23 protein-coding genes and 1 pseudogene are annotated in these 25,592 nt (G+C 45.2%); 3 read left to right on the forward strand and 21 right to left on the reverse strand.

Annotated elements, in window-relative coordinates:
• Positions 1-27: 27 nt before the first annotated feature.
• From H8716_RS07405 to H8716_RS07430, 6 genes and pseudogenes are all read right to left on the reverse strand, one after another.
• Positions 28-720, reverse strand: a complete 693-nt coding sequence (locus tag H8716_RS07405; protein ID WP_249307933.1) for a DUF4352 domain-containing protein — start codon at positions 718-720, stop codon at positions 28-30.
• A gap of 62 nt (positions 721-782) precedes the next feature.
• The gene (locus H8716_RS07410) at positions 783-2,060 is read right to left on the reverse strand and encodes a sensor histidine kinase (RefSeq protein ID WP_249307934.1); all 1,278 of its coding nucleotides are present in this window, start codon (positions 2,058-2,060) and stop codon (positions 783-785) included.
• A 1-nt stretch (position 2,061) separates the two neighbouring features.
• A complete protein-coding gene (locus tag H8716_RS17715) occupies positions 2,062-2,736 on the reverse strand; it encodes a response regulator transcription factor (RefSeq protein ID WP_249307935.1) in 675 nt (224 codons plus the stop codon).
• A gap of 193 nt (positions 2,737-2,929) precedes the next feature.
• A pseudogene (locus tag H8716_RS07420) lies at positions 2,930-4,084 on the reverse strand (FprA family A-type flavoprotein); the annotation flags it as partial.
• A gap of 75 nt (positions 4,085-4,159) precedes the next feature.
• Positions 4,160-4,390, reverse strand: a complete 231-nt coding sequence (locus H8716_RS07425; protein ID WP_249307937.1) for a hypothetical protein — start codon at positions 4,388-4,390, stop codon at positions 4,160-4,162.
• Positions 4,387-5,241 carry a putative ABC transporter permease gene (locus H8716_RS07430; RefSeq protein WP_249307938.1) on the reverse strand — a complete coding sequence of 285 codons (855 nt, stop codon included), beginning with the start codon at positions 5,239-5,241 and terminating at the stop codon, positions 4,387-4,389. Before H8716_RS07430 ends, H8716_RS07425 begins: the two co-directional genes overlap by 4 nt.
• A gap of 171 nt (positions 5,242-5,412) precedes the next feature.
• On the opposite strand from H8716_RS07430, the gene nrdG reads away from it, so the two are divergent.
• Positions 5,413-5,937 carry an anaerobic ribonucleoside-triphosphate reductase activating protein gene (nrdG, locus tag H8716_RS07435; protein ID WP_249307939.1) on the forward strand — a complete coding sequence of 175 codons (525 nt, stop codon included), beginning with the start codon at positions 5,413-5,415 and terminating at the stop codon, positions 5,935-5,937.
• A 79-nt stretch (positions 5,938-6,016) separates the two neighbouring features.
• On the opposite strand, the gene H8716_RS07440 is transcribed toward nrdG, so the two are convergent.
• The 7 genes from H8716_RS07440 to H8716_RS07470 form a co-directional block, all read right to left on the reverse strand.
• Positions 6,017-6,190: a DUF4250 domain-containing protein gene (locus H8716_RS07440; protein ID WP_249307940.1), complete on the reverse strand. Its 174-nt coding sequence runs from the start codon at positions 6,188-6,190 to the stop codon at positions 6,017-6,019.
• Entirely contained in the window at positions 6,187-8,787 is a 2,601-nt protein-coding gene (gene clpB, locus H8716_RS07445) for an ATP-dependent chaperone ClpB (protein WP_249307941.1), read from the reverse strand. The genes H8716_RS07440 and clpB overlap by 4 nt, the downstream gene beginning before the upstream one ends.
• A 204-nt stretch (positions 8,788-8,991) precedes the next feature.
• Entirely contained in the window at positions 8,992-10,326 is a 1,335-nt protein-coding gene (locus tag H8716_RS07450; protein ID WP_249307942.1) for a peptidoglycan recognition protein family protein, read from the reverse strand.
• A 63-nt stretch (positions 10,327-10,389) separates the two neighbouring features.
• Positions 10,390-10,845 carry a GTP pyrophosphokinase gene (locus H8716_RS07455; protein ID WP_249307943.1) on the reverse strand — a complete coding sequence of 152 codons (456 nt, stop codon included), beginning with the start codon at positions 10,843-10,845 and terminating at the stop codon, positions 10,390-10,392.
• Positions 10,817-12,148, reverse strand: a complete 1,332-nt coding sequence (gene larC / locus H8716_RS07460) for a nickel pincer cofactor biosynthesis protein LarC (protein WP_249307944.1) — start codon at positions 12,146-12,148, stop codon at positions 10,817-10,819. The genes H8716_RS07455 and larC overlap by 29 nt, the downstream gene beginning before the upstream one ends.
• On the reverse strand, positions 12,149-12,913 hold the full coding sequence (gene larB / locus H8716_RS07465) for a nickel pincer cofactor biosynthesis protein LarB (protein ID WP_249307945.1): 765 nt from the start codon (positions 12,911-12,913) through the stop codon (positions 12,149-12,151).
• A 25-nt stretch (positions 12,914-12,938) separates the two neighbouring features.
• Entirely contained in the window at positions 12,939-13,772 is an 834-nt protein-coding gene (locus H8716_RS07470) for a deoxyribonuclease IV (RefSeq protein ID WP_249307946.1), read from the reverse strand.
• A gap of 194 nt (positions 13,773-13,966) precedes the next feature.
• Here H8716_RS07470 and H8716_RS07475 point away from each other — a divergent pair, with 194 nt between their 5' ends.
• Positions 13,967-15,094 (forward strand): DUF362 domain-containing protein, encoded by a 1,128-nt coding sequence (locus H8716_RS07475; RefSeq protein ID WP_249307947.1) that lies wholly within the window; start codon positions 13,967-13,969, stop codon positions 15,092-15,094.
• 85 nt (positions 15,095-15,179) lie between these two features.
• Here H8716_RS07475 and H8716_RS07480 read toward each other — a convergent pair whose 3' ends face one another.
• From H8716_RS07480 to H8716_RS07495, 4 genes are all read right to left on the reverse strand, one after another.
• The gene (locus H8716_RS07480; RefSeq protein WP_249307948.1) at positions 15,180-15,851 is read right to left on the reverse strand and encodes a GntR family transcriptional regulator; all 672 of its coding nucleotides are present in this window, start codon (positions 15,849-15,851) and stop codon (positions 15,180-15,182) included.
• A 33-nt stretch (positions 15,852-15,884) separates the two neighbouring features.
• Positions 15,885-16,742 (reverse strand): 4-(cytidine 5'-diphospho)-2-C-methyl-D-erythritol kinase, encoded by an 858-nt coding sequence (gene ispE / locus H8716_RS07485; protein WP_249307949.1) that lies wholly within the window; start codon positions 16,740-16,742, stop codon positions 15,885-15,887.
• A gap of 75 nt (positions 16,743-16,817) precedes the next feature.
• Positions 16,818-18,377 (reverse strand): DUF3794 and LysM peptidoglycan-binding domain-containing protein, encoded by a 1,560-nt coding sequence (locus tag H8716_RS07490; protein WP_249307950.1) that lies wholly within the window; start codon positions 18,375-18,377, stop codon positions 16,818-16,820.
• Positions 18,378-18,394: 17 nt separating this feature from the next.
• Positions 18,395-18,808 (reverse strand): protease complex subunit PrcB family protein, encoded by a 414-nt coding sequence (locus H8716_RS07495; protein ID WP_249307951.1) that lies wholly within the window; start codon positions 18,806-18,808, stop codon positions 18,395-18,397.
• Between the two features lie 145 nt (positions 18,809-18,953).
• Here H8716_RS07495 and H8716_RS07500 point away from each other — a divergent pair, with 145 nt between their 5' ends.
• Positions 18,954-19,676 (forward strand): lysophospholipid acyltransferase family protein, encoded by a 723-nt coding sequence (locus tag H8716_RS07500; protein WP_249307952.1) that lies wholly within the window; start codon positions 18,954-18,956, stop codon positions 19,674-19,676.
• A gap of 144 nt (positions 19,677-19,820) precedes the next feature.
• On the opposite strand, the gene H8716_RS07505 is transcribed toward H8716_RS07500, so the two are convergent.
• From H8716_RS07505 to H8716_RS07520, 4 genes are all read right to left on the reverse strand, one after another.
• Positions 19,821-21,689, reverse strand: coding sequence for a DUF1002 domain-containing protein (locus H8716_RS07505; protein ID WP_249307953.1), 1,869 nt, complete (start codon positions 21,687-21,689; stop codon positions 19,821-19,823).
• Between the two features lie 13 nt (positions 21,690-21,702).
• Positions 21,703-23,073 (reverse strand): UDP-N-acetylmuramoyl-tripeptide--D-alanyl-D-alanine ligase, encoded by a 1,371-nt coding sequence (locus tag H8716_RS07510; RefSeq protein ID WP_249307954.1) that lies wholly within the window; start codon positions 23,071-23,073, stop codon positions 21,703-21,705.
• A gap of 25 nt (positions 23,074-23,098) precedes the next feature.
• On the reverse strand, positions 23,099-24,130 hold the full coding sequence (locus tag H8716_RS07515; protein WP_249307955.1) for a D-alanine--D-alanine ligase family protein: 1,032 nt from the start codon (positions 24,128-24,130) through the stop codon (positions 23,099-23,101).
• Positions 24,131-24,245: 115 nt separating this feature from the next.
• Positions 24,246-25,535, reverse strand: coding sequence for an aminotransferase class I/II-fold pyridoxal phosphate-dependent enzyme (locus tag H8716_RS07520; RefSeq protein WP_249307956.1), 1,290 nt, complete (start codon positions 25,533-25,535; stop codon positions 24,246-24,248).
• Positions 25,536-25,592: the final 57 nt, after the last annotated feature.

The raw sequence follows: 25,592 nt of genomic DNA on the forward strand, positions 1-25,592 counted from the left end.
ATACCAGATTTCCCTGTTGTTTTGTATCTATAATGCACAATGATATGCTTCTTCTTCAAATGGATAACTCAGTTCCAGTCCATCTGCATTCTCATTGATCTCAAAGGCAATCCAGCCTTCATTTTTCCCAAAATTCAGCGTATTTCCTGTCATACGCATCATTCCCAGATCTGCCAGGAAGTCATCTTCTATTCTGGTATACTCATTTCCCTCACCGTCTGTCAGCTTCAGATTGCTCCAGTCAATGGTTTCTTTGCTTCCATCTTTTTCAATCAACATTTTTACCAGACAAAATGTCTTGCCGGATTCTGCTTCCTTCTGATAATTGCTTTTTTCCACACCAGTGTACCCCAGTTCTACGCTGACATTCTCAAGAGAAGTATTTTTCTGCACATCCTCCACGGTAATGTTCCATCCGGATACAGAAACCTGTGCTCCAATCTGACTGCCACTGACTGATGTTTTATCCACTTCGCCAGTCTCCTCTGTGTTTTCTGTTTCATCAGCTTCCTCAGTGACCGTCTCCGTATTTTCTGTTTCACCAGCTTCCCCGGCAGATGTCTCTGTATTTTCTGTTTCACCAGCTTCCCTGGCAGATGTCTCTGCCGTTTCAGTTGCTGCTATCGTCTCTGATTCCTTCTTCTCAGCTGTCCCGCAGCCTGTCAGCAGACTGCCGCATACGGCCATACTCAATATCCATAAAACTGTTTTTTTCTTCATGATTCCAAACGCCTTCCTTTCCTGTTCTGTCTGCATATTCCTGTCTGTATCTGAGCAGTTCCTTACTTATTTTCTTTTATCAGCGGCAGTCTTATCCAAAAAGCCACACCTTCTGATCTGTTTTCCACACCACAGCTTCCTTTGTGTTTCTCCACAATCTTGCGGACTACGAATAGTCCAAGACCAATGTTTTTTCCGCCTTCTGCAGACGGATTCTTCTTTTTCGATGATGTATAGAAGCTGTCCCAGATCCGTTCCATCTGATCTTCTCTGATCGGTTCCCCGTCATTGCAGACCTCCAGATAAAGGGACTGCTTTTCTCTTCTCAGTGTCACTGTAATCTGTTTTCCCTGTTGGGTATGCTGGAATGCATTCATGAGATAATTATTGACTGCCCTTTCCAGATACATACGATTGCCATATACATAACAGTTTGCTGCCAGATCCGAATTCACTTTAATCTCATTTTTCCGGAACATGGCATCGTACCGCAGCAACAGATATTCCAGCATCTCTGACACATTAACTTTGCTGATCTCCATAGCGTTCATCTGGTTATCCAGCATAGAAAAGTCCAGAAGTTCTCCCACCATCTTAGACATCTTATCCAGTTCTTCCCGGATAGATGCATAATAATATGGACGATCTATTTTATCTTCTCCGATCTCCAGCATCTCCACCTGACTGGATACAACTGCCAGAGGTGTCTTTAATTCATGGGAAATATTCGCCACAAATTCACGCTGGCTCTCCATAAGACGGTAATCTGCCTTTCTTGACCTAGTCTGCTGTTTCTCCCCGTCTTTTTTCATTCCCAGATACCCCAGAATCGTTATAATCGTCAGACAGGCTGTAAAATACCAGACTGTTCCCTGCATGATATCAAGCCCAGACTGCACATCCTTTCTTACATAGACATAATAGTCATGCCCATCCTGCGTCAGCTTTCCTCGCATAACCAGTACCTGACGAGATTCCAGATTACGTTTTTCCACCGTAGCTTTCCCATCAAATTTATCTAACTTATTTTCAATCCGTTTTTTTACATAATCTTCCGGCACTGCATTTTTTGTGGTATAAACAGGCTTAAATACATCATTCACCACCATCACTTCGAACTTTTCTTTCTGGAATTCATTCAGATTCTCAATATCATCATCATCCAGATCAGCAAGCTCTATCTGTTGCAATTCATTATAAAACTGATGTAAAATTCTTGTCTTTAGACCGATATAACATGGCGAACAGCCCAATGCATAAAGAACAATAACCAGTACAAATGCAATTGCCAGCGTCAGCGCCCTTTTTTCCGGTGTTCTCTTTGTTCCTTTCTTTTTCATTCTATTCCTCCCCGAAAATATAGCCAACGCCATACACTGTCCGTATATAATTGCAGTCTTCTCCCAACTTCTTTCTAAGTTGCTTCACCAGCGTATCTATCGTTCGGATATCTCCGGTATAATCGTATTCCCATACTGCGTCCAGAATGGTCGTTCTTGGCAGTGCAATCCCTACATGATCCATAAAATAAACCAACAGTTCAAATTCTTTTCTCGTTGTATCCATCAATTCACCCTTCCGGTATACCATCTGTCCGGATAGATCTGCCTTCAGTTCTTTATATTCCAATACTGAACGCATTTTTCCTGCCCGCTTCAATACTGCCTCTATATGGAGTTTCACCAGTCCTAGTGTAAATGGCTTGGTAATATAGTCATCCGCACCTTTCTCAAATCCACTCATCTGATCTGCCACAGCTGACCTGGCAGACAGAATGATAACCGGTACCTCAGATACCTTTCGAATCTCTTTTAACACGGTATATCCGGATATGTCCGGGAGCATGAGATCCAGCAATACCAGATCAATCTGCTGCTTCTTCTCCCTGAAACACTCTAAGGCTCCAGTTCCATCTTCCACAATTTTTACATCGTAATTCTGTATCCTCAGGAAATCCCCAACCGTCTGAGCAAGCTTTGGCTCATCCTCCACTATTAGAATTTCAATCGTTTTCACGTTTCTTTCTCCCTGTAATCGTTGCTGTTCACTTCGTTCACAGTAACCTGTAATTCACGTTGCTCATTTTATCATCCAAATTTGATAGAATTATGAGTTTTGATTTCACATATGATATGCAAAACGGACTGCACCAGGCAGTCCGTCTCACTTTATCTTTTCTTCTGTTTATAATTACATCCATTCTTGTTTATTTGCAGAGTTCTTCTGCCATAGCTTCCAGCTGCTGAATATTTTCATCTTTAACAGCTGACATAATGGTACAGTTGTTTTCCAGCCAGGTGATATTCTTGCTCTTTTCAAATTTGGCCTTGATGACTTTACCTGCCATCGGAGCCCAGGAACCATTTTCAATAATACCAATGGTACGGTTCTGATAGTTACGTTCTACCAGTTCATCTACGAATGTCCTCATGAATGGGAACGCTTCGCCATTGTAAGTCAGGGATGCAAGGACCAGCTTGCCATAACGGAAAGAATCTTCCACTGCCTCTGCCATATCACAACGTGCCAGATCAAACAGAGAGACCTTCGGGCATCCTTTCTCTTCCAGCTTCTGTGCCAGAATCTCTGCCGCTTTCTTGGTATTGCCGTAAACAGATGCGTAAGCAATAACTACACCCTCGGATTCTACTTTATAAGAAGACCAGATATCGTATTTTTCAATGTAATGTCCCAGATCTTCTGTGAGAACCGGTCCATGCAGCGGGCAAATTATCTGGATATCCAGAGCTGCTGCTTTCTTTAAAAGAGTCTGTACCGGTGCGCCGTACTTGCCTACAATACCGATATAATAACGACGAGCTTCGCAGTCCCAGTCTTCTTCTACATCCAAAGCTCCGAATTTGCCGAATCCGTCTGCAGAAAACAGTACCTTTTCTGTACTTTCATATGTAACCATAACTTCCGGCCAGTGTACCATCGGTGCGAATACAAAGGTCAGTGTATGTGTTCCAAGAGACAGTGATTCACCGTTCTTTACTTCAAGTTTCTGATCTCCAAGCTCCATATCCGGGAAAAAATTCTTCATCATGCCGAACGTCTTGGCATTGGCCACTACGGTAGTCTCAGGATATGCCTTCATAAAATTGTGAATATTTGCTGCATGATCCGGTTCCATATGCTGTACAACCAGATAAGATGGCTTCTTTCCATCTAATACTTTTGCAATGTTGCCCAGCCATTCTTCTGTAAAATGGGCATCTACGGTATCCATTACCGTAATCTTCTCATCCATGATTACATAAGAATTGTACGCCATACCGTTCGGTACATCATACTGTCCTTCAAACAGGTCTACCTGATGATCATTTACTCCTACATAAAAAATACTATCTGTAATAAACATAGGTCTTTTCCTCCTTTTGTATTTTATGATTTACGTCCATCATTGTAACACAGGCAGGCATTTTCTTCAATGCGCCTATATCTCTGTAAACGAAAATCGTTCTTTTGTCCCGGTGGCGTCAATGTCATACACGATGGTTCCATCCTCCAGAATGCTCTTTTCCCAGATCAGATCCTGATCTTTAATCTTTGCTCTGACATAAGCATCTGTATCATCTGTCTCAATCTCATCTATAAAGATATCCCGCATCTGATTGTTGGCGCATTTATTAAAGATCTCCCAGACTGTCTCATAACATTTTTTCATGCTTCATCCCCGCCTTTTTTATATCGTTTTACTGTCTGATGGAAAATACCGCGAATCTTGGACTTGCGTTCTGTCTCTGTACCATATCTCCTAAATCCTTTGACACGGTTCAGGGCTGCACGGTGTCCGCTGCCCATCCGTTTTGTGATGCTTTCCAGTCTCTCTTTTGTGAAACGCATACGTTCCTCTGCCAGACGTTCGCTGGCTGCCAGCTTTTTCTCTCCCAGTACTTCGCCGGCTGCCTGGCTCTTCTGCTGTACGGTACTGACAAACTGTTCCATATGCTGGTTCAGCGCCTCTTCCATTGCTGCCACATTCCGTTCAAATCCGGTCAGGGCTGAAACTGTCAGTGTTGCATCTGCTGCCAGCAGTGCCATAAAAATCAGTGAAAAAAGTTCCATTAAAATAGGTGTAATCCACTGGGTAGCATCCTTGGTTGCCGGTGCGATCACATAGATTACAAGGAGACCTGCCACTCCAAATCCCACGGATGCAGGGAAACACACTCTTCCATTAATATTCAGGGGTACGTCACTGTAATCCCACCAGTATGCATGGAACAACTTCTCCAGTCCCCAGGATGTGACATATTCCAGTACGATGCTTCCGAAAAAAGCTACCAGAAATACCTGCCACCAGGTATAATTCACCTGCCCCTGATTCTGTCCTGCATACCAGTCCACCAGTGCCATAATGGTCGCTGCACCCACTCCGTAGATCGGGCATACCGGACCATAGAGGAATCCCCGGTTCTGCCAGGAACCACTTTTCACGGTACAAAAAATAGATTCATAGATCCATCCCATACAACTGAATATGACAAAATAAACAAAATACTTACTAATCCACATATCCTTCCCCTTTTTCTTGTTTCACCTGAATGACTTCATTTTAGCACAGCCACACTGCCTTGACAAGCGCACTGGGCAGACTCAGCCATAACATTCATTTGCTTTTATTATAGGCATCTGTTAGAATACTGATATAGTTACAGTGCAAATTTCTCAAAGGAAGTGTAAACCATGAATTATGGACAAATCATGATTGCTGATAGTGCCAACGGGCTTGGCATGCGGGTCAGTCTTTTTGTATCTGGCTGTCTGAATCACTGCAAGGGGTGTTTTCAGCCGGAGACCTGGGATTTTGATTATGGATACCCCTTTACCCCTGAAGTGGAACAGCAGCTTATGGATGAGCTCTCCCACCCTTACTATGACGGTCTGACCATTCTTGGCGGTGAGCCTTTTGAACTGCAAAATCAGCCAGATGTAGCCAGACTGATTCTGCGGGTAAAAGAGGAACTTCCAGATAAAACCATCTGGATGTATACCGGATATACATATGATAAAGATCTTGTTCCGGGAGGCTGCCGCTATACAGATGTGACAGATACCATTCTGGATCAGATTGACACTCTGGTGGACGGTCGTTTTGTGGAAGAGAAAAAGAATATCCGCCTGAGATTCCGTGGTTCGGAAAACCAGCGGATCATTGATATGAAAAAGACCCGCGCTGCCGGACAGATTGTTCTCAGCCCCTTAAACTGACCCTGCGATAAAAAACAAAAACCATTCCTGCGAAATGAAAAATGGCATCGGAACATTCGTCCCAATGCCATTTTTCTTTCTACACGAACTGATTCCGCTGTGCATCGTACTCGTAGTCGATGTCTGCCAGCTTCTTCACCAGTTCTTCCTGATTCACTTCCAGTCCTTCTGCCAGTGCTTCCAGACTTGGATAAAAGTCTCGCAACTGAGTATTCACATAACTCAGCAGTATCATAGGATCTTTTGGTATCATGCCTGCTCCTTATCATGCTCGATCCTGGTCACCAGTTTACCATCCAGTGCATCAATGACAATGGTATCTCCACCCTGTACTTCTCCGGACAGAATCTCTCTGGCTGCCAATGTCTCTACATTCTTCTGAAGGAATCGCTTCAGCGGACGAGCACCGTACATTGGTTCATAACCACCTTCAATGACAAAGTTCTTACCAGCCTCTGTCAGCTTCAGGGAAATCTCCTGTTCGGTCAGTCTGCCATTTAGTTCATCCATCATCAGGTCAATGATATGACCAATGTTGTCTTTTGTCAACGGCTTAAACATAATGATCTCATCGAGACGGTTCAGGAATTCCGGACGGAAATGTCCACGCAAGTCTGTCATAACCATCTTCTCGGCTTCCTCTGAAATCTCGCCATTTTCATTGATACCATCCAGCAGATACTGAGATCCGATGTTGGATGTCATAATCAGAATAGTATTCTTGAAATCAACAGTACGTCCCTGAGAATCTGTGATACGGCCATCATCCAGTACCTGAAGCAATACGTTAAATACATCTGGGTGTGCTTTCTCGATCTCATCAAACAGTACTACGGAATATGGTTTTCTGCGGACTGCTTCTGTCAGCTGACCACCCTCCTCATATCCTACATATCCTGGAGGCGCTCCGATCAGTCTGGATACGGAGTACTTCTCCATGTACTCGCTCATATCGATACGCACCATGTTCTGTTCATCATCAAACAGGCTCTGTGCCAGTGCCTTGGCAAGCTCTGTCTTACCTACACCGGTAGGTCCCATGAACAGAAAAGAACCGATTGGCTTGCCAGGATCCTTAATACCTGCCTTGGATCTGAGAATGGCATCTGTTACCTTCTGGACACCGTCATCCTGTCCGATGACTCTCTTGTGCAGTTCCTGATCCAGATTCAGGATCTTGCTTCGCTCACTCTCTGTCAGTTTGGCTACCGGAATACCGGTCCATCTGGAGATAATCCGGCTGATCTCTTCCTCTGTTACGCTCTCATGTACCAGTGAAAGGTCTTTATTCTTTACCTTTTCCTCTTCGATCCGCAACTGCTGCTGAAGCTTCGGCAACTCACCATATTGTAACTCAGCAGCTTTGTTCAGATCGTAGTTGCGTTGTGCCAGCTCAATATCTTTATTCATCTGTTCGATCTGCTCACGGAGCTTTGACAGATTCTCTACAGAATTCTTCTCATTATCCCATTTTGCCTTCATATTGGCAAATTCTGCCTTCAGCTCTGCCAGCTCCTTCTGCAGTGCCTCCAGACGGTCAGCACTCAGACGGTCGGTTTCTTTCTTCAGGGCTGCTTCCTCAATCTCCATCTGCATGATCTTACGGGACAGTTCATCCAGTTCTGTCGGCATGGAATCCAGCTCCGTCTTAATCAGTGCACAAGCCTCATCTACCAGGTCAATAGCCTTATCCGGCAGGAAACGGTCTGAAATATAACGATGAGACAGTGTAGCTGCTGCTACAAGCGCGCTGTCTGTGATCTTCACACCATGATAGACTTCATAACGGTCTTTTAATCCACGCAGAATGGAGATGGTGTCTTCTACTGTCGGTTCATCTACCATTACCGGCTGGAAACGACGCTCCAGTGCCGGATCCTTCTCGATGTACTTCCGGTATTCATCCAGTGTAGTAGCGCCGATACAGTGCAGTTCTCCACGTGCCAGCATAGGCTTGAGCATATTGCCTGCATCCATAGCACCATCCGTCTTACCTGCGCCCACGATCAGATGCAGCTCATCGATAAACAGGATAATCTCGCCTTCGCTGTTCTTCACATCCTCCAGAACTGCCTTCAGACGTTCCTCAAACTCACCACGGTATTTGGCACCTGCTACCAGTGCCCCCATATCCAGGGAAAAGATCTTCTTATTCTTCAGTCCTTCCGGTACATCTCCGCGGACAATACGCTGTGCAAGCCCTTCAACTACTGCTGTCTTACCGACACCAGGTTCACCGATCAGCACCGGGTTGTTCTTGGTCTTTCTGGACAGAATCCGTACTACATTACGGATCTCCGCATCTCGTCCAATGACAGGATCCATCTTCTGCTGACGTGCCTTCTCTACCAGTTCCTGGCCATACTTGCTCAGGGTATCGTAGGTAGCTTCCGGATTATCGGAAGTCACACGCTGATTGCCTCTTACAGTAGACAATGCCTGCAGAAAACGTTCACTGGTAATGCCGTACTCACGGAACAGTTCTTTGACTGTTCTGCTCGGATGATGGATCATCGCCAGAAACAGATGCTCAACGGAGACATATTCGTCTCCCATGTTCTTTGCTTCATCTTCGGCCGTAATCAGTACTTGATTCAGATCATTGCCAATATATGGCTTACCACCGGAGACCTTCGGCCGCTTCTCAATAGCGGATTCCACGCTATTGACAAAATACTGCGGCTGTATCTCCATCTTCTCTATCAGCTTCTTAATCAAACTGTCTTCCTGATCCATCAGTGTATATAAAAGATGCTCCTGTTCTACTTCCTGATTGCCAAATTCATATGCAGTCTTCTCCAGATCATTCACTGCCTGCAGAGACTTCTGTGTAAATTTATTAATGTTCATATCCGTCACCTCCTGTTATAGGAATTGTAGTAACTGTTCAAAACCCACTGTCATATCTGTGAAAGTACTGAACAGATACGAATTATTCGTAAACAAATATTCATGCCTTTCATTTGTTCTATAACTACTATAACACAGAATTTTAAAAAAGCAAGTACTTTTTTTAAGTACCTGCTTTTTTCGTTTCTCTGCCAGCTTTTTTAGCTATTCTGCCGTTTCTATATCTTCCACCTCTACTACTTCCGCAGTATCTTCTGCCGCGCTGTCTCCCGCATCATCTCCGGAATTATCTGCCGGAACACTGCTTCCGTCATCTCCTGTATCCACACCTGCATCACTTCCGGTATCTCCGGATGCATCTGAATTTCCATTGTCTCCCGTATCTCCAGATATATCTGTGCTTCCATCGTCTCCAGCTCCGGTCGTATCCTGACTGTCTGATGTATCAGAAGTATCCGGTGTCTGGGACGTGTCCGGCGTATAAGAGGTGTCTGGCGTATAGGATGTGTCTGGCGTATAAGAAGTGTCCGGTGTATAGGAGGTGTCTGGCGTATAGGATGTGTCCGGTGTATAAGAGGTATCTGGCGTATAGGATGTGTCCGGTGTATAAGAGGTATCTGACGTATAGGATGTATCCGGTGTATAAGAAGTATCCGGTGTATAGCTTTCTGTCTGATCCAGCCTGCTTACAAAGTCTTCTTCATAATATTCATCCCTTCCGTTTCTTTCCTCTTCACTTTCTTTCTCTTCGCTTTCTCTTTCCTCATCTTCTGCTTCTGACTTATCCTGATAGGTGTGTGCTATTCCTTTCAGAAGTTTTTCCAGTTCTTCATCTGTTACTTCCTGCTTCTTGCACAGGTCACGATAAGTCATAACATCATCACGAAAATCTTCCCAGTAATCTTCATGCTCGGTATAATAAAGTGGACAATCCTTACCTGTCACATCATGATGGCGGATAATCTGGTTTCTTCCCAGGTTGTAAGTCTCTGTCAGATATGCAGTCAGTTTCACCAGTGAAATATACGTATCTTTCAAAAACTTTCCGGTACTGTCCAGATGACAGTTCTCTATAGAGATCGACTCATGATTTTCCTGATTAGAAGCATATGCCACTTCGTTGTCCGGTACGCACTGGATAATCTCGCCTTCCAGTCCCACTATGTAATTAGCACTCATATAACAGTTCTGCAGATCTTTCAGACTTTCGAAATAATCATGATTTTCCTGCGCAGTTGTCTTTGGATTCCCCAGATAATGAATCACTATATATTTTGTTGCGTCCGTCTTCTCCCCCGGTCTGGAATAATCATTCACAGTCAGCAGCTGCTCTGACACTTCCGGTTTTTCTACTTTATAGGTTTTCTTCGCTGCTGCGTTCCCAGTCTCGCTCTCTTTTCCCTCTGTCTGTACTTCCGTTTTCTTTTCTGCCAGATTCTTTTCTGCCAGATTCATTGCTATCGTCACACCTGCACCTGCAATGACTATAAGAATCAACAGCAGCCACAGCACCCGTCTTTTCCATTTTCTTGCTTTCATGTATCTTCTGTTCCTTCTTTTAACCTGCCCAGAGCTCTTTATCGGGTTCTGAATCATCCTTTCTTATTCCACTTTTGTCAGTTCTTCCAGCAACTGCAGTGCTTTTTCATATTTGGCACGCCTTTTCCGATCTTTTTCTGTAGGGTTCAGAATTCTTGACATGTCCATATTGTGCTTCAGATCCTCTTTCTTTACTCTTGCAGCCATTTTGTTATCGGCTACCCTCCGGATATAATCCAGATAAGCTTCTTCATTCCCGTCTTCATGGGTCAAAACAGCAATTGCTTCAACGACCTCTTCCGGCAGACCTGCTTCCTTCAGATCATCTGCTGTCAGATTACTGTCCTCCAGGGTATCGTGCAAAACTGCAATCATTTTCAGTTCCGGTGTCTCCACCTGAGAAGCCACATACAGTGGATGTTCAATATAGGGATTCCCTCCCTTATCCAGCTGTCCTTTGTGTGCTTCCTGCGCAATCATTACTGCTTTTTCATACAAGCTCTCCAGATTTTCCTTCATGATTTAAGATCTCCCATAACGATTTACCAGTTTCAACAGCCAGTCTCTTCGCACTTTCATATTCCGGGTACTCACGGTACCCGTCTTCCAGTTTCACTCTCTTTACCTGAAGTTCTCCGTATGGAGTCTGCACACTGCTTTTTTCTCTTTTCAGAATGGTTCGCTGGCTTAAGTATCTTCGAATTCCTATGGTTGTAGTATGTTCAAACATCAGTTTTTCCATCTCTGGTACATCTTCCGGCCTGGCCAATACAGTCAAACACCATGCCGGCCGGTTCTTTTTCATATAGATCGGAGTATAGAATACATCCAGTGCCCCATGTTCCAGCAACACTTCCATGGCTTCCCCAAGCATCTCGCCGGTACAGTCATCCAGATTAGACTGCATAACCATGATCTCGTCTGTCTGTGTATAATCTGAAGATTCCTGTGCTTCATAGCCAAGTGTCACCTTCAGGAGATTCGGAATCTTTAACACCTTGGTTCCTGCTCCCCATCCCATCTTCTCAATCTTCATGGATGGCATAGTACCAAAACTCTCTGCCAGTTCTGAGATAATAGCTGCTCCCGTCGGAGTCACCAGCTCCGTATCTACATCAATCTGATGAATCACTGCATTGGATGCAGAAAAGATCTCACAGACTGCCGGTACCGGCACGGATAACATTCCATGCTGGCAGTGGATAAATCCATGTCCATCCTGCACCACGGATGCGCAAATCCGATCCGGTTGAAGCATATGGATCAGGATGGCACTTCCTACAATATCCACAATAGAATCCACAGCGCCTACTTCGTGGAACTGTACTTCTTCCACATCTTTATGATGCACTTTCGCCTCTGCCTGTGCCACTCTGGTAAAAATACGAAGGGACAAATCTTTTACTTCTTCCTCCAGGCTGCTGTCCTGAATCATCCTGCGGATATCCCGGAAACTCCGGTGAAAATGTCCATGTGCATGTGTATGTGTATACCCGTGATCGTGGTTGTGATCATGCATATGTTCATGGTCATGCATTTCACTGTGGTCATGCTCATGTCCATGATCGTGCATGTGCTCACGATCATGACTGTGTGTATGGTCCTCTTCCTGTTCTGTGAGAATTACATTTACATGGGTAGCTGTAATTGCATTTCTCTGAGTGGTCTCAAATGCGATCTTATATCCTTCCAGGTTCAGTTTTTTCAGTTCCGCCAGGAACTGTTCTTTATCCGCCCCAAGATCAATCAGAGCTCCCAGCGTCATATCTCCGCTGATTCCGGAAGAACAGTCAAAATACAATATCTTCTTTAATTCTTTCACTTATTTCTCCTCTCGCTTTCCAGTCAGACAATTAATGCTGTGTGCCATATAACCGGCTCCGAAGCCGTTATCAATATTCACCACGCTGACACCGCTGGCACAGCTGTTCAGCATGGCAAGCAGGGCGGTCACACCCCCCAGATTTGCACCATATCCCACAGATGTCGGTACCGCGATCACCGGCTTGTCCGTCAGACCGCCAATCACAGAAGCAAGTGCACCTTCCATACCTGCCACTGCCACAATTACACTGGCACTCTCAATCGTATCCATTCTGGCAAACAGGCGGTGGATCCCTGCTACTCCTACGTCATATACTTCTTCTACCTCATTTCCAAGGAATCTGGCTGTCAGGGCTGCCTCCTTTGCCACCGGCAGATCCGATGTACCCGCACAGGCAATCAGAATCTTTCCTTTGTTTAATGGAAATGGTTCCGGCTGATAAATCATAATCCGTGACAGTTCCTCATATTCCAATTCCGGACATACTTCTTTTGCAGCTTCATATTTTTCTCTGCTGCATCTGGTACCGAGAATATGCTTCTGCCCGTGTTCACGCATATTCTGTACGATTCCACGCACCTGTACTGCTGTTTTGCCGGCACAGTAGATCACTTCCGGCACACCGGTACGTTCTTCTCTTTCATAATCTATGTTGGCATACTCCAGTTCATCCGTCGCTGTCTCTGCCTTTAACAGTTTTTCCGCTTCTTCTATAGTAATTTCTTTTTTCTCAAGTCTCTGCAAAATCTCTGTCGTATTCAAATTCTACTCACTCTTTCTACTACTATTATTCTATATATTTTGATTTCAGCAAAGCTATCTCTGCTGCATATCCTGCATCATCATTTGGTGTCTCCAGAATAAACGGCAGTTCCCGCAGTTCCGGATGATTGATCACTCGTACCAGTGCTTCCAGTCCGATCTTTCCCTCACCAATTCTGGCATGCCGGTCCTTGTGACTGTCAAGATCATTCAGGCTGTCATTCAGATGAATTGCCTTCAGGCGCTCCAGACCAATGATCCGGTCGAATTCTGACAGTACCCCGTCCAGATCATTTACAATGTCATATCCACCGTCCCATACATGGCAGGTATCCAGACAGACACCCATCTTCTCCTGGCACTCTACTCTGTCAAGAATAGCACGCAGTTCTTCAAAGCTTCGTCCCACTTCAGTACCCTTTCCGGACATAGTCTCCAGAAGTACTGTGGTTGTCTGTTCCTCAGTAAGCACTCCATTCAGCATCTCTGCTATGAAAGTGATTCCCGTTTCCGTTCCCTGCTTCACGTGACTGCCCGGATGAAAATTATAATAATTCCCCGGTGTATATTCCATACGTTTCAAGTCATCTGCAAAGGTATTTCTGGCGAATTCCCGAAGATCCGGATCTGCTGAGCAGGGATTCAGAGTATATGGTGCATGTGCTACCAGTCTTTGCAGTCCCTGTTCCTGCGCCAGCTGAAGAAATGCCTCCACATCAGATGGATTGATCTCTTTTGCCTTTCCGCCTCGTGGATTCCTCGTAAAAAAAGCAAAGGTATTGGCACCCAGTTTTACTGCCGCTTCACCCATTGCTTTATATCCTTTTGATGATGATAAATGATTTCCTAATTTCAACATGTCTGTTCTCCGTAAAACTACAGATAATTATAAATGCCCCTGGCATTTCAGCTTTCAGTATAGCATGGGTATTTGTTCACTTCCAGTTTTTTCTCACCGCTTCCCCTAATTTTCTGCCTGTGGTTATTGTTCATTTTGACAACCCCCCATTCAATGTTTATAATAAAAACATATTTTGAAAAGGAGGTAGCTTCATGGAAGCATCAAAAGTATATTTTACCAACCTGCGTACCGGCACGAGTACCAATCTTCAACAGAAGCTGACAAAACTTGTGAAGAAGGCCGGCATCTCCAACATTGATTTCGAAAACAAATATGTTGCAATCAAAATTCATTTCGGTGAACCTGGTAACCTGGCTTTTTTACGCCCAAATTATGCAAGAACTATTGCAGATCTTGTAAAAGAACTGGGTGGAAAACCCTATCTGACAGACTGTAATACCCTCTATGTAGGCGGACGCAAGAATGCACTGGATCATATCGAGAGTGCCTATCTGAACGGATTCACTCCATATACTACCGGATGCCATATTCTGATCGGCGACGGCCTGAAAGGAACCGATGATGTGCTCGTTCCTGTTGAAGGCGGTGAATATGTCAAAGAAGCCAAGATCGGACGTGCCATCATGGATGCCGATATTTTCCTGACACTCACCCATTTCAAAGGGCACGAAGCAACCGGATTTGGCGGTACCCTGAAAAATATCGGTATGGGATGTGGATCCCGCGCCGGAAAGATGGAAATGCACAGTGCCGGAAAGCCTCATGTTGACCAGGATCTCTGTATCGGATGTGGTGCATGTACCAGAATCTGTGCTCACAGCGCAGCTGTCGTTACTGACAAAAAAGCTTCTATCAATCATAATAAATGTGTGGGCTGCGGGCGCTGTATCGGTGTCTGTCCGAAGGATGCCGTACTGGCTGCCAGTGATGAAGCCAATGATATCCTGAACTGTAAGATTGCCGAGTATTCCAAAGCAGTCATCAACAACCGTCCGGCTTTTCATATCAGCCTGGTTATGGATGTTTCACCAAACTGTGACTGCCATGCAGAAAATGACCTTCCGATCGTTCCGGATGTGGGTATGTTCGCATCCTTCGACCCGGTTGCACTGGACAAAGCCTGTGCAGATGCTGTCAATGCCCAGCCGATTATCCACGGAAGCGTTCTGGAAGAACATGTCCATGCCAACGAGGAAGAAAGCAGACATCACGATCATTTCCATATGAGCCATCCGGATACCAACTGGGTAAGCTGTATCGAGCATGCCAAGAAACTCGGGCTCGGTACAGACGAGTATGAACTGATTGAAGTAAAATAACTGTTCAGAACCCATTGTGAAGGTACTGAACAGATATGAAGTAAAAAAGTTACAGGGTGTGGCAAATGCCGCACCCCGTTTTCTTTTATTCTGTCCGGTCCAGATTCCGTTCAATGGCTTCCTGCTGGTTTATAATGTGAGTCTTCATAATCATGCCAGCTTTTTCTTTGTCTTTTTTCTTGATCGCCTTTCGAATGGCATCATGCTCATCAATCAGCAGCTTATACATTCTTTTATCCTTCATATATTCCATGCGGTAACGGTACATCTGCTCCCTCAGATTCAGCAGCATCTGCTGCAGTCTCTTGTTATTGGTTGCAGCGTAGATGATCTCATGGAATTCCATATCTGCTTCCACGCAGCCCAGCAGATCTTCGCTCTCTGTGCATCGTTTAAAATCATTGGCTGCTTGTTTTAATGCTTTTAGCTGTTCATCCGTAGCGCAGTCGCATGCCTTGCGCACTGCCAGTTCCTCCAGTGCCTGACGCACTTCCAACACATCATTCAGATCCTGCACTGTGATGTCTGCCACAATGGCGCCTCTTCTTGGAATCATAATGACAAGACCTTCCAATTCCAGCTTTCTGAGTGCTTCTCTGACCGGTGTACGGCTGACACCAAGCTTCTGTGCAAGCTGAATCTCCATCAGCCTCTCACCGGGTTTTAATTCTCCCTTCAAGATGGCATTTCGCAGTGTCTGAAATACCACATCACGTAAAGGAAGATATTCGTTCATTTCTACCTGAAAATTTTCCATCTTTTTCCCTCCGTACTTTTCTGGTATCTGATCCTACTGGCGCACCAGATATACCTGTTTTGCCGCGCCTTCTTTTTTCAGTAACCGACAGACTTCCTGTGCTCGTTCTTCCCGTTCGAATATACCGAATACAGTCGGACCACTTCCGCTCATCATAGCACCCATGGCATCGTTTTTCAGCATGGTTCTCTTTATCTCATCGATCACTGGATAGGCCGGAACCGTTACGGTCTCCAGAACATTGCCCATCTTCGCCACAAGCTGTTCCAGGCTGCCTTCCCGCAGTGCCTGCACCTGCCCGTCAATATCCGGATGCTCCTTCAGCTCACTGGCCTTCAGATTACCGTATACAAATTTAGTTGATACATGAATCTTCGGTTTTGCAATCACCAGACTGCAGTGTGGCATAGCCGGAAGTGGGGTAAGCACTTCTCCGATTCCCTCTGCCAGTGCTGTTCCTCTCATGATACAGAACGGAACATCTGCACCGATCTTTACACCACGCTCCATTAATTGCTTTTTCGTCAGTCCCAGATGAAAGATTCTGTTCACTCCTACCATAACAGCTGCTGCATCAGAGCTTCCTCCTGCCATGCCTGCTGCTACCGGAATGTACTTCTGAAGCTCTATCTCTGCACCTACGGTAACCTTAAATTCCTCCATGAGCAGCTTCGCTGCACGGTACACCAGATTGTCCTCGTTCACCGGGAGATAAGGAAGATTCGTAGTAACACGGATTCCAGGCTCTGTACTCCTTCGCAGAGTGATCCTGTCATACAGATTGATCATCTGCATAATCATTCGTACTTCATGATAGCCATCTTCTCTTTTCCGTACTACGTCCAGTCCAAGATTGATTTTCGCTCTCGCTTTCAGTTTTATTTCTCTCATGTGTATTCCCCTCGTACATTGTATACAGTTATGCCTTTATTCTATCATTTTTTTTCTGATTGTCAATCCGCTTAGTTAGTTTGATAAAACAGTTTTTACAATCACCAGACCCATTCCCGGTCTGACATCTTTTTCCTCGATCTGATTCAGTGCACAGATCTTCTCCGGCGTGGTGTAATATTGTTTTGCAATACTCCACAGGGTATCCTCCGGCTGAACAATATACCCGACGATGCCGGGCAGATCCTGCAACTTTTTCAGATCCATTTCCTGTATCTCCACTTCTGTCATACACGCTTCCTTATGCAGCTCCACCACAAACAAATCTACAGATAAAGCTACGCTTGCCTCCAGTGTTTCACTGTCCAGCATATTCACCGATAATTGTTCTACATAATTCTGAACCTGATAACGACTGTTCTCATTCAGCCCCGGGACTTCCACGGTCTGCTGGAAAGGAACCGCATCTTCCAGAACGGCATACGGTATCCGGTCATCAGAAGACACATACAGCGTACTGATCAGCACCGCCCCTTCTATGACAAGCCCTTTTTCTGTCACCCGGATATCATCCATACTGCCCTCTCCCACGCTGCTACAGATCTGAAGTATTCTGGGCTGGCTGGCACCCAGTTTCAGTCTGCCTTTTATCTTTATATGGAAATTGCGTTTCACCAGAAGGCTTTCAAATGGCTGCTCTTCCTTCACAGGAAGCAGTTCTTTCACCGGTGAATACACATCTTCCAGAATATCAGCACTTTCTTCTTCATAGAGATGAATGTCCAGATTCAGTGTGGCTTCTGTCAGAATCTGCCGCCGTTCTCCGTCGTAGTCATTTTCCGGTGTAATCTTATAATGCTCCATCTGTACTTCGACTCTGCACAGAATATCGGATTGTGCCTGTGGATATTCCAGTGTTCCCTGAAATGGCACCACGGATTCCGTCCACTGAATGCCGGCATTTTCCCCCTCATATAGGAGAAAAAGGAACATCTCACCTTTGATCTCCAGTTTTCCCTCTGAAGGACGAATCTCTATGCCCCGAAGCTGCATGGTATCCCACAGAATCTGTGAAATGGTCGGTTTACCGGAAGGCAGCGTCAGATTCTCCTTTATACGGAATACATCTTTTTTCTGATGCTTCAGTTCCAGAAGTTCCATTTTCTTTCTGCAGATACTCACATCAGAGACTCCGTGTATCTCCACCACTGCCTGCACATCTCTGCTTTCTTCCACAGTGAACTGAAAGCTGATCAGTCCATGGATTCCCATTTTTCTGGAATTAATCATGGAGACGGTAATGTCTTCCAGTTTCCAGATGACTTGGGTATTCTCTTTTGTTGACTGTTCCCCCAGCATCTGTGTCTTTTGAAACGGAATGATGTCCTCGATCTGATGCAGTCCATGCTCTGTCGTGTCATCCAGATAGAGGATCTGTACCCTGAGCTGTCCATTCAAAGTGACTCTTCCTTCATCTGCCTGCATATCTTCCATACGGATGAATGCCTTTTTCCACACAATCTTACCGGCATCCGGCAGACTGTCCGGAACAATACAGTCCTCTTCCACAGTTATCTGATCTGTTACTTTTTCTGTCTCGGCAAACATTCTGATATTCTTCTTCAATAATTCCATGGCCCCGCCTCCTGCTTTTACTCAAAAATAATATTCTGTCCTTCCATCTCTGTTCTTACCACAATATAAGGATAGGTTACTTCTTCTGGCGGTGTTTCTCCTGCCGGAGGCCCCAGCAGTTCAAACTGCACATGCACCCCGTCCTCTGCCAGATAGCAGTAGTTCTCCCGGATACTGTAACCCCCGGTTTTCTGCTCACCGAATCCTCTTGTAATATACAGGTATCCATCTTTCTCATAACTGAGCTTCATCTCTTTGCTTTTGTTTTCTTCAATCACATCTGCCAGAGGCTGTGGAATCTCATCTTCATCCAGTACACTGCATTCCAGATCCCGTATTTTTCCCTCCGGCTGTTGCTGTCCACATCCGGCAAGCAGCAGTAACACTACAGTCAGTAACATCCATCTTCCATACTTCCTCAAAAAAGTCATACAGATCCCCCACCTTTTCTTTTTTATTATTTTTATGAGAAATACCGGAAGAATATCACCCTCTTTTCCATTGCAAGATCTGTGGTTTTTCGGTATACTGGTACAGAACCAGATTATAATTAAATATTTGAGAAAGGATACGATCATGATACGATTAGTGATTGTTGCGCTGACGATTGTACTTTTCCTGATCCTTTCCATTCCGGTGCTGATCATCGAATGGATTATCGGGAAATTCAATCCCCGTGCAAGAGATATTTCTTCCCTGCGTATTATTCAGGGAGTATTCAGGCTAATTTTCTGGGAAACGGGTTCTCACCTGACTGTCATTGGCGAAGAGAATATTCCAAAAGACGAAACGGTCCTGTACGTGGGAAATCACAGAAGTTATTTTGATGTGGTTACTGCCTACAGCCGCTGTCCTGACCTGACCGGATTTGTCGCCAAAGACAATCTGGAGAAGATTCCTCTTCTGTCCAACTGGATGAGACGTCTCTACTGTCTGTTTTTGAACAGGACAGATATCCGCCAGGGGCTGAAGACCATCCTGAAGGGTGTGGAACAGATGAAGGCCGGTATCTCCATGTGTATTTATCCTGAAGGCACCCGGAATCATCAGGACGAGCTACTTCCATTCAAGGAAGGAAGCCTGAAGATGGCAGAAAAGACCGGAGCGCCGATCATTCCTATGGCAATCTGCCACAGTGATGATATCTTCGAGAATCATATGCCGTGGATTCGGCCGGCAAATGTGATTCTGGAATACGGCAAGCCAATTTATCCGAAGGAACTTTCCAAAGAAGAACGGAAATTCCTGGGGGCTTATACCAGAGATGTGATTACCGAAATGTATCAGAAAAATAAGTAAGCTAATGGGCAGGCTGTCCGATAACATCGGACAGCCTGCCCATTGATTTACGCGAGCAACGAGCCAAAGTCCGTGCTTGCACGAGACCTTAGCGACTGCCGCGATAACTTGAGAAACTCGCGGAGCGTGTTTCTCATAGTTTTACTAGAATGTTCCTGTTTCTTCCTCGAAGTCAGCAAACTCATCTACTTCTTCACCATCATCTGCTGCTTCCTGACTGTCATCATAAGAATCCTCTGCGTAGTCTTCTTCTGCTGTATCGTCAACTACATCTTCAGCCACGCTTTCATCCAATGCTGCTTCTGATTCCAGATCCGGCTGTTCTACGCCGAACGCTGCTTCCAGAATCACCATGATATTCTGGTATACGATCTCTTCATCGTTATTCTCCAGCTGGGAATCTTCCAGAATCTTTTCGGAATCCTTAAATACCAGTCTTCTTACATACTTGTCAACCTGTACCAGATCTGAGTCTTCATAATTCTTGTCTTCAGCAAGATCTTTAGTATCTTCCACGATATTCTGTGGGATCTCAGGATCTTCTGCCTCTTCCATTGCCACCTGGTCTCCGCCTTCATACAGCACCTTCAGGAGATATTTTTCAATAGCTTCCGGTAACTTCTTTGCTGCATCTTCTGTCAGATATACTACGGTACCGTCTTCGCCTGTTACCTGTCTTTCTGCAAATGCCTGATCCAGGTTAGATTTTGCTTCTTCATACAGTGCCCTGCTGTCTTCATCCAGGTCATCTGCTGTGATGGAAGCTTCGCTCTCTGTTACCTCTTCTGTCACCGCCTCAGTCTCTGCTGCTTCACTCTCGGTCTCAACAGGTGCTTCTGTCTCTGCATCAGTTGCTTCTGTTTCTACATTTACTGCTTCTGTTTCTGCTTCAGCTGCTTCTGTTGCAGCTTCTGTTTCCTCAGACGGATTCAGTGTAATGGTTCCATCATCTGTTGCTTCCGGAATACCGGTTGCGTCATCTGTTTCCTCTTCTGCTTCTGTCTGATCCAGAACTGTCTGAGTCGTGGTAGATTCAGATGCTGTTGTGCCATCCTGATCCAGTGCGGAAATATCGGTTGTATCCAGAATACTTTCTGTCTCATCCTGCGCACTTCCGTCAATGCTGATCACTGATCCGTCTTCTTCGCTCTCAGTATCCTGTATTGCTTCTGCAGCTGCGGCTTCTGCTTCCTGTGCCTTCTGCTCTGCCGCTGCCTGTTCTTCCTCGGATGCTCCTGCATCTCCGGCCACATTCGCCTGTACACGTTCCAGTGTTGCTTTGAGCTGAGTGATATCATATTCCTGCTCTGCGATCTTCTGCATCAGGCCTGCAATCTCTTCACTCTGATCATCAGAAATCGTCACATCATAATCGTTGGAAATGTTGTTGACAATATTGGTAATCTCGCTAATATCAGTAATATTATTCTCGATTACCTGCAGCTTGGTCTCATTGATGACTGCAGTTGCCTTACTCTGTCCAACTTCATCTGCCAGATTACCGGTTGCTACCAGTTCTTCATTGGCAAGTTCTTTTTTACTTTCATCCAGGGTTACATCGCTGGCAGTCTCATATGCCATGATAACACCGGTCAGTGCTCCTGTACCGGACACTTCGAAAGGAGAAGCTGCCACTACCTGACAGTTGGTTACACCAGATGTGGAAAGGGTAGATGCAATCATGTTACAGGTTACCCAGCTTAAATTCGCTGTCTTTACCTGAATGCCGCCCTTGGTAGTTGGAGCCACCAGTGCACAGCTGAATGTCTTCGTTCCGATCTGTTCCAGTGGAACATAAGATCCCAGATGTTTTCTTTCATCATTGTTGTTAATGTAAATAATGTCTACAGAATCTGCATTTACACCAAAGTATTTTAGCATGGTATTCTGCTGATCCTGTGTCAGGTCTGCCCCCAGTGTCACTACCCTGCGGCTATCTGCCATGGCCGGCATCACACAGCACGCTGCCAGTGCAAAACCTAATACGATACTGCTCAGTATTCTTTTCTTCATGTTCTTATCCTCCTTATTTAGATGTCAGCACTTCTACTATTTTTTCGAAATGCATGAAATGGGATGCCTTCACCAGAACGGTATCCTCTTTCTGAAGCAGTTTTGGAATTTCTTCCAGAGCCTCCTCCAGTGTATCCATATGAACTACTTCCATCTGCGGATTCATCTCTTTTGCTGCCTTCGCCATATACTCTGACAGCACACCCACGCAGATCAGCAGCTGGATATCCTGTTTACCAGCTTCTACGCCAACTTCTTCGTGAAGCTGTCTTTCATTCTCACCAAGTTCTCCCATATCACCAAGTATTGCCACTTTCCGTCCCAGCGCATCGTGAAGCACATTCAGAGATGCTTTCATAGATACCGGATTAGCATTGTAACAGTCATCCACCACCGTATATTCTCCGGTCTCTATGATGTGAAATCTTCCATTTAAGGATTCCAGCTTCTCGATTCCTCTCCTGATCTCTTCTGTGGTCATGCCAAGAGACAGTCCCACAGCAGTTCCTGCCAGTGCATTATAGACCATATGGTATCCTGGGATCGGAATGGTTACATCAAAATCCCCCTGCCCGGTACAGACGGTGCACGCGATCCCCTTCAGTCCCAGACTGTGGATATTCGTGGCATGGATCTTCCGCTCACTGTCAATTCCAAAAAAGACCGGTGTGATTCCCTTTACATCATGCAGTGTGGCGAGTTTATCATCATCTCCATTAAGAATAACGGTTCCGTCCTCTGCAATATAATCAAAAATCTCTGATTTGGCTCTCAGTACCCCATCCCGGTCGCCCAGGAATTCCAGATGGCACTGTCCGATGTTCGTCATCACACAAATATCCGGTCTGGCAATCTTGCTTAAACGGTGCATCTCGCCAAAGTTGCTGATTCCCATCTCCAGAACTGCGATCTCATCTTCTTCACGCAGGCGGAAAACTGTGAGTGGCAGTCCCAGTTCATTGTTAAAGTTCCCCAGTGTCTTCAGTACTCTGTATTTTTCAGACAATACCGAAGCAATCATCTCTTTGGTACTTGTCTTTCCCACGCTTCCGGTAATGCCCACTACTTTCATATCTAACTGTTTTCTGTAAAATTCTGCAATATCCTTAATCGCCTGAAGGGATGATTCCACCAGTATGTAAGCTCCTGCCGCCTGCTCCGGTGCCTGTTCACAGATTACACAGAGTGCTCCCTGCTCAAACACTGCCGGAATAAACCGGTGTGCATCTACTTTTTCGCCCTTGATGGCTACAAACAGGCTGCCTTTTCCTGCCTTCCGGCTATCAGTGGTAATGTCTGTAATCGTCTTTTCTTTTGCCTCTTCCGTACCATGGTAAGTTCCGCTGCAGGCTTCTGCGATATTGCCCAGTGTCATATTTTTCATTGGAGTATGCTCCTAAACTGCTTAATTATTTATTTTCTAATGATACATTTACAAGTCTGTCACACAGATCTTCAAATGACATGCCCAGTGCAGCCGCTTCCTGCGGAAGAAGACTGGTCGGTGTCATCCCCGGAAGGGTATTGGCTTCCAGACAGTACATATTATGGGATTCATCCATCATAAAGTCCAGTCTTGCGTAATTTTCCAGACGCAGTACCTGATATCCCATCTCTGCGATGCGCTGCATCTTGGCTGTCAGTTCTTCGGATAATTCTGCCGGACAGGTCTCAATGGTGCTTCCTGCCTGATACTTATTCTTATAGTCATAGAATCCTACCAGTGGTGCAATCTCAATAATCGGATATGCCTTGCCGTCTACCACACCCACAGAAAACTCTCTGCCTTTTACGTATTCTTCTACTACCAGTTTCTCTTCATAGGAAAAACCGTCCTTCAGAGCCTGAACGAATTCTTCCTCTGTCTTCACGATATATACGCCTACACTGGAACCTCCGCATGCCGTCTTCACTACACACGGAAAGCTAAATCCCAGTGCTTCTGCACTCTTCGGTGCATCGCCTTTTCGAAGGATGATTCCCTTCGGTGTCGGCACACCGTTCTCCATAAACAACTGCTTGGTAATGCTCTTATCCATAGCAAGGGCACTTCCCAGATATCCGCTTCCTGTATAAGGAATTCCCATCAGATCAAAGGTTGCCTGTACACGTCCGTCCTCTCCACATGCTCCGTGAAGTGCCAGAAATACCACGTCTGCTGCATCACAGATCTCCAGTACCTTCGGTCCGAAGAAAGACTTTCTCTCCTTCTGAATCTTCTCGATCTGATCATTAAAACTGCTCATATATGCGACCTCTTCATCCAGGTCAAAAGGATCTGTAAATATGGTATCCGCACATGCACCTTCTTTTCCACAGAATACATCCAGAAGAACAGCCTGATGTCCTTTACTTCTCAGTGCTTCACATACTTTGCTTCCGGATACTATGGATATTTCTCTCTCTGTGCTGGTACCACCTGCCAGAACTGCTATTTTCATTTTGCTACCTCTTTTTTCATTTTTCTCATTTCAGTATACTCAAAAGGAAGTAATAACACAAGTGCATTATTACTTCCTCTATCTTAAGATTTTATGATGCCAAAAGCATCATTTTCTATTTATTCTCCAGAATCTTATCAATACTTACCAGCTTTACGCTCAGTACGAATACTTCTGCTGCTGCTGCCAGTTCTTCCGGTGTCGGGAAGGATGGTGCAATACGGATGTTGCTGTCCTGTGGATCTTTACCGTATGGATAGGTCGCTCCTGCCTTGGTCATGATCACACCTGCTTCTTTGGCCTTAGCTACAATTGCCTTGGCACATCCCGGCATAGCATCAAAGGAGATGAAATAGCCTCCCTTTGGTCTGCTCCAGCTTCCAATCTCCAGACCACCCAGTTCCTTATCAAGAACAGAAAGAACTGCTTCGAACTTCGGACGCAGGATTGCCGCATGCTTTTTCATGTGTTCGTGCATGCCATCCATGTCTTTAAAGAAACGTACGTGGCGAAGCTGATTCAGCTTGTCGTGGCCAATAGTCTGATAATTCATGTATCTTCTTGCATCTGCCAGGTTCGCTTCAGATGCCGCCATAGCTGCAATACCTGATCCCGGGAAGCTTACCTTGGATGTGGAAATAAACTTATATACCAAATCCGGATTGCCTGCTTTTTCACATTCAGAGAGCAGTTCCAGAATCACATCCTGATCATCATCGTACAAATGATGGATAGAATATGCATTATCCCAGAAAATACGGAAATCCGGTGCTGCCGGTTTTAAATGTGCAAAACGAAGTACTGTCTCATCTGAATAAGAGTTTCCTGTTGGATTGGAATACTTCGGTACACACCAGATACCTTTAATATATGGGTCACTGGATACCAGTTCTTCTACCATATCCATATCCGGACCGGTTGGAAGAAGCGGTACATTAATCATTTCAATACCAAAGAATTCAGTAATTCCAAAGTGTCTGTCATATCCAGGTACCGGGCAGAGGAACTTCACCGGTTTATCCAGCTTGCTCCATGGTGTATGTCCACACACACCCATAACCATGGCACGTGCTACTGTATCAAACATCACATTCAGACTGGAGTTACCATAGATCAGAATATTCTTTTCCGGAACTTCTGACATATCTGCCAGCAGCTTTCTTGCTTCCGGAATACCATCCATTACACCATAGTTTCTGCAGTCTACGCCAGATTCACAGACCATGTCAGAAGTACTGTTCAGTACATCCATCATACCGTTAGACAGATTCAGCTGTGCTGCAGAAGGCTTTCCTCTGGACATATCCAGCTTCAGGTTTCTGTCCTGAACCTCTTTAAACTTCTGCTCCAGCATGTCTTTTTCATGCAGTAACTGTTCTTTGCTCATTTCTTTGTAACCAGACATCTTTTTTCCTCCTCGTAAAACATATATCATGCATCTGTTCAGTATATCTTCAGGATC

The organism is Jingyaoa shaoxingensis (assembly GCF_014385005.1).
In the GTDB taxonomy this organism is placed as follows: Bacteria; Bacillota; Clostridia; order Lachnospirales; family Lachnospiraceae; genus Marvinbryantia; species Marvinbryantia shaoxingensis.

Bases quoted from the DNA above. Each gene is read 5' to 3' on its own strand.
- H8716_RS07405 (WP_249307933.1), bottom strand. From the start codon at position 720: ATGAAGAAAAAAACAGTTTTATGGATATTGAGTATGGCCGTATGCGGC.
- H8716_RS07410 (WP_249307934.1), bottom strand. From the start codon at position 2,060: ATGAAAAAGAAAGGAACAAAGAGAACACCGGAAAAAAGGGCGCTGACG.
- H8716_RS07425 (WP_249307937.1), bottom strand. From the start codon at position 4,390: ATGAAAAAATGTTATGAGACAGTCTGGGAGATCTTTAATAAATGCGCC.
- H8716_RS07430 (WP_249307938.1), bottom strand. From the start codon at position 5,241: ATGTGGATTAGTAAGTATTTTGTTTATTTTGTCATATTCAGTTGTATG.
- nrdG (WP_249307939.1), top strand. From the start codon at position 5,413: ATGAATTATGGACAAATCATGATTGCTGATAGTGCCAACGGGCTTGGC.
- H8716_RS07440 (WP_249307940.1), bottom strand. From the start codon at position 6,190: ATGATACCAAAAGATCCTATGATACTGCTGAGTTATGTGAATACTCAG.
- clpB (WP_249307941.1), bottom strand. From the start codon at position 8,787: ATGAACATTAATAAATTTACACAGAAGTCTCTGCAGGCAGTGAATGAT.
- H8716_RS07450 (WP_249307942.1), bottom strand. From the start codon at position 10,326: ATGAAAGCAAGAAAATGGAAAAGACGGGTGCTGTGGCTGCTGTTGATT.
- H8716_RS07455 (WP_249307943.1), bottom strand. From the start codon at position 10,845: ATGAAGGAAAATCTGGAGAGCTTGTATGAAAAAGCAGTAATGATTGCG.
- H8716_RS07470 (WP_249307946.1), bottom strand. From the start codon at position 13,772: ATGTTGAAATTAGGAAATCATTTATCATCATCAAAAGGATATAAAGCA.
- H8716_RS07475 (WP_249307947.1), top strand. From the start codon at position 13,967: ATGGAAGCATCAAAAGTATATTTTACCAACCTGCGTACCGGCACGAGT.
- H8716_RS07480 (WP_249307948.1), bottom strand. From the start codon at position 15,851: ATGGAAAATTTTCAGGTAGAAATGAACGAATATCTTCCTTTACGTGAT.
- ispE (WP_249307949.1), bottom strand. From the start codon at position 16,742: ATGAGAGAAATAAAACTGAAAGCGAGAGCGAAAATCAATCTTGGACTG.
- H8716_RS07490 (WP_249307950.1), bottom strand. From the start codon at position 18,377: ATGGAATTATTGAAGAAGAATATCAGAATGTTTGCCGAGACAGAAAAA.
- H8716_RS07495 (WP_249307951.1), bottom strand. From the start codon at position 18,808: ATGACTTTTTTGAGGAAGTATGGAAGATGGATGTTACTGACTGTAGTG.
- H8716_RS07500 (WP_249307952.1), top strand. From the start codon at position 18,954: ATGATACGATTAGTGATTGTTGCGCTGACGATTGTACTTTTCCTGATC.
- H8716_RS07505 (WP_249307953.1), bottom strand. From the start codon at position 21,689: ATGAAGAAAAGAATACTGAGCAGTATCGTATTAGGTTTTGCACTGGCA.
- H8716_RS07510 (WP_249307954.1), bottom strand. From the start codon at position 23,073: ATGAAAAATATGACACTGGGCAATATCGCAGAAGCCTGCAGCGGAACT.
- H8716_RS07515 (WP_249307955.1), bottom strand. From the start codon at position 24,130: ATGAAAATAGCAGTTCTGGCAGGTGGTACCAGCACAGAGAGAGAAATA.
- H8716_RS07520 (WP_249307956.1), bottom strand. From the start codon at position 25,535: ATGTCTGGTTACAAAGAAATGAGCAAAGAACAGTTACTGCATGAAAAA.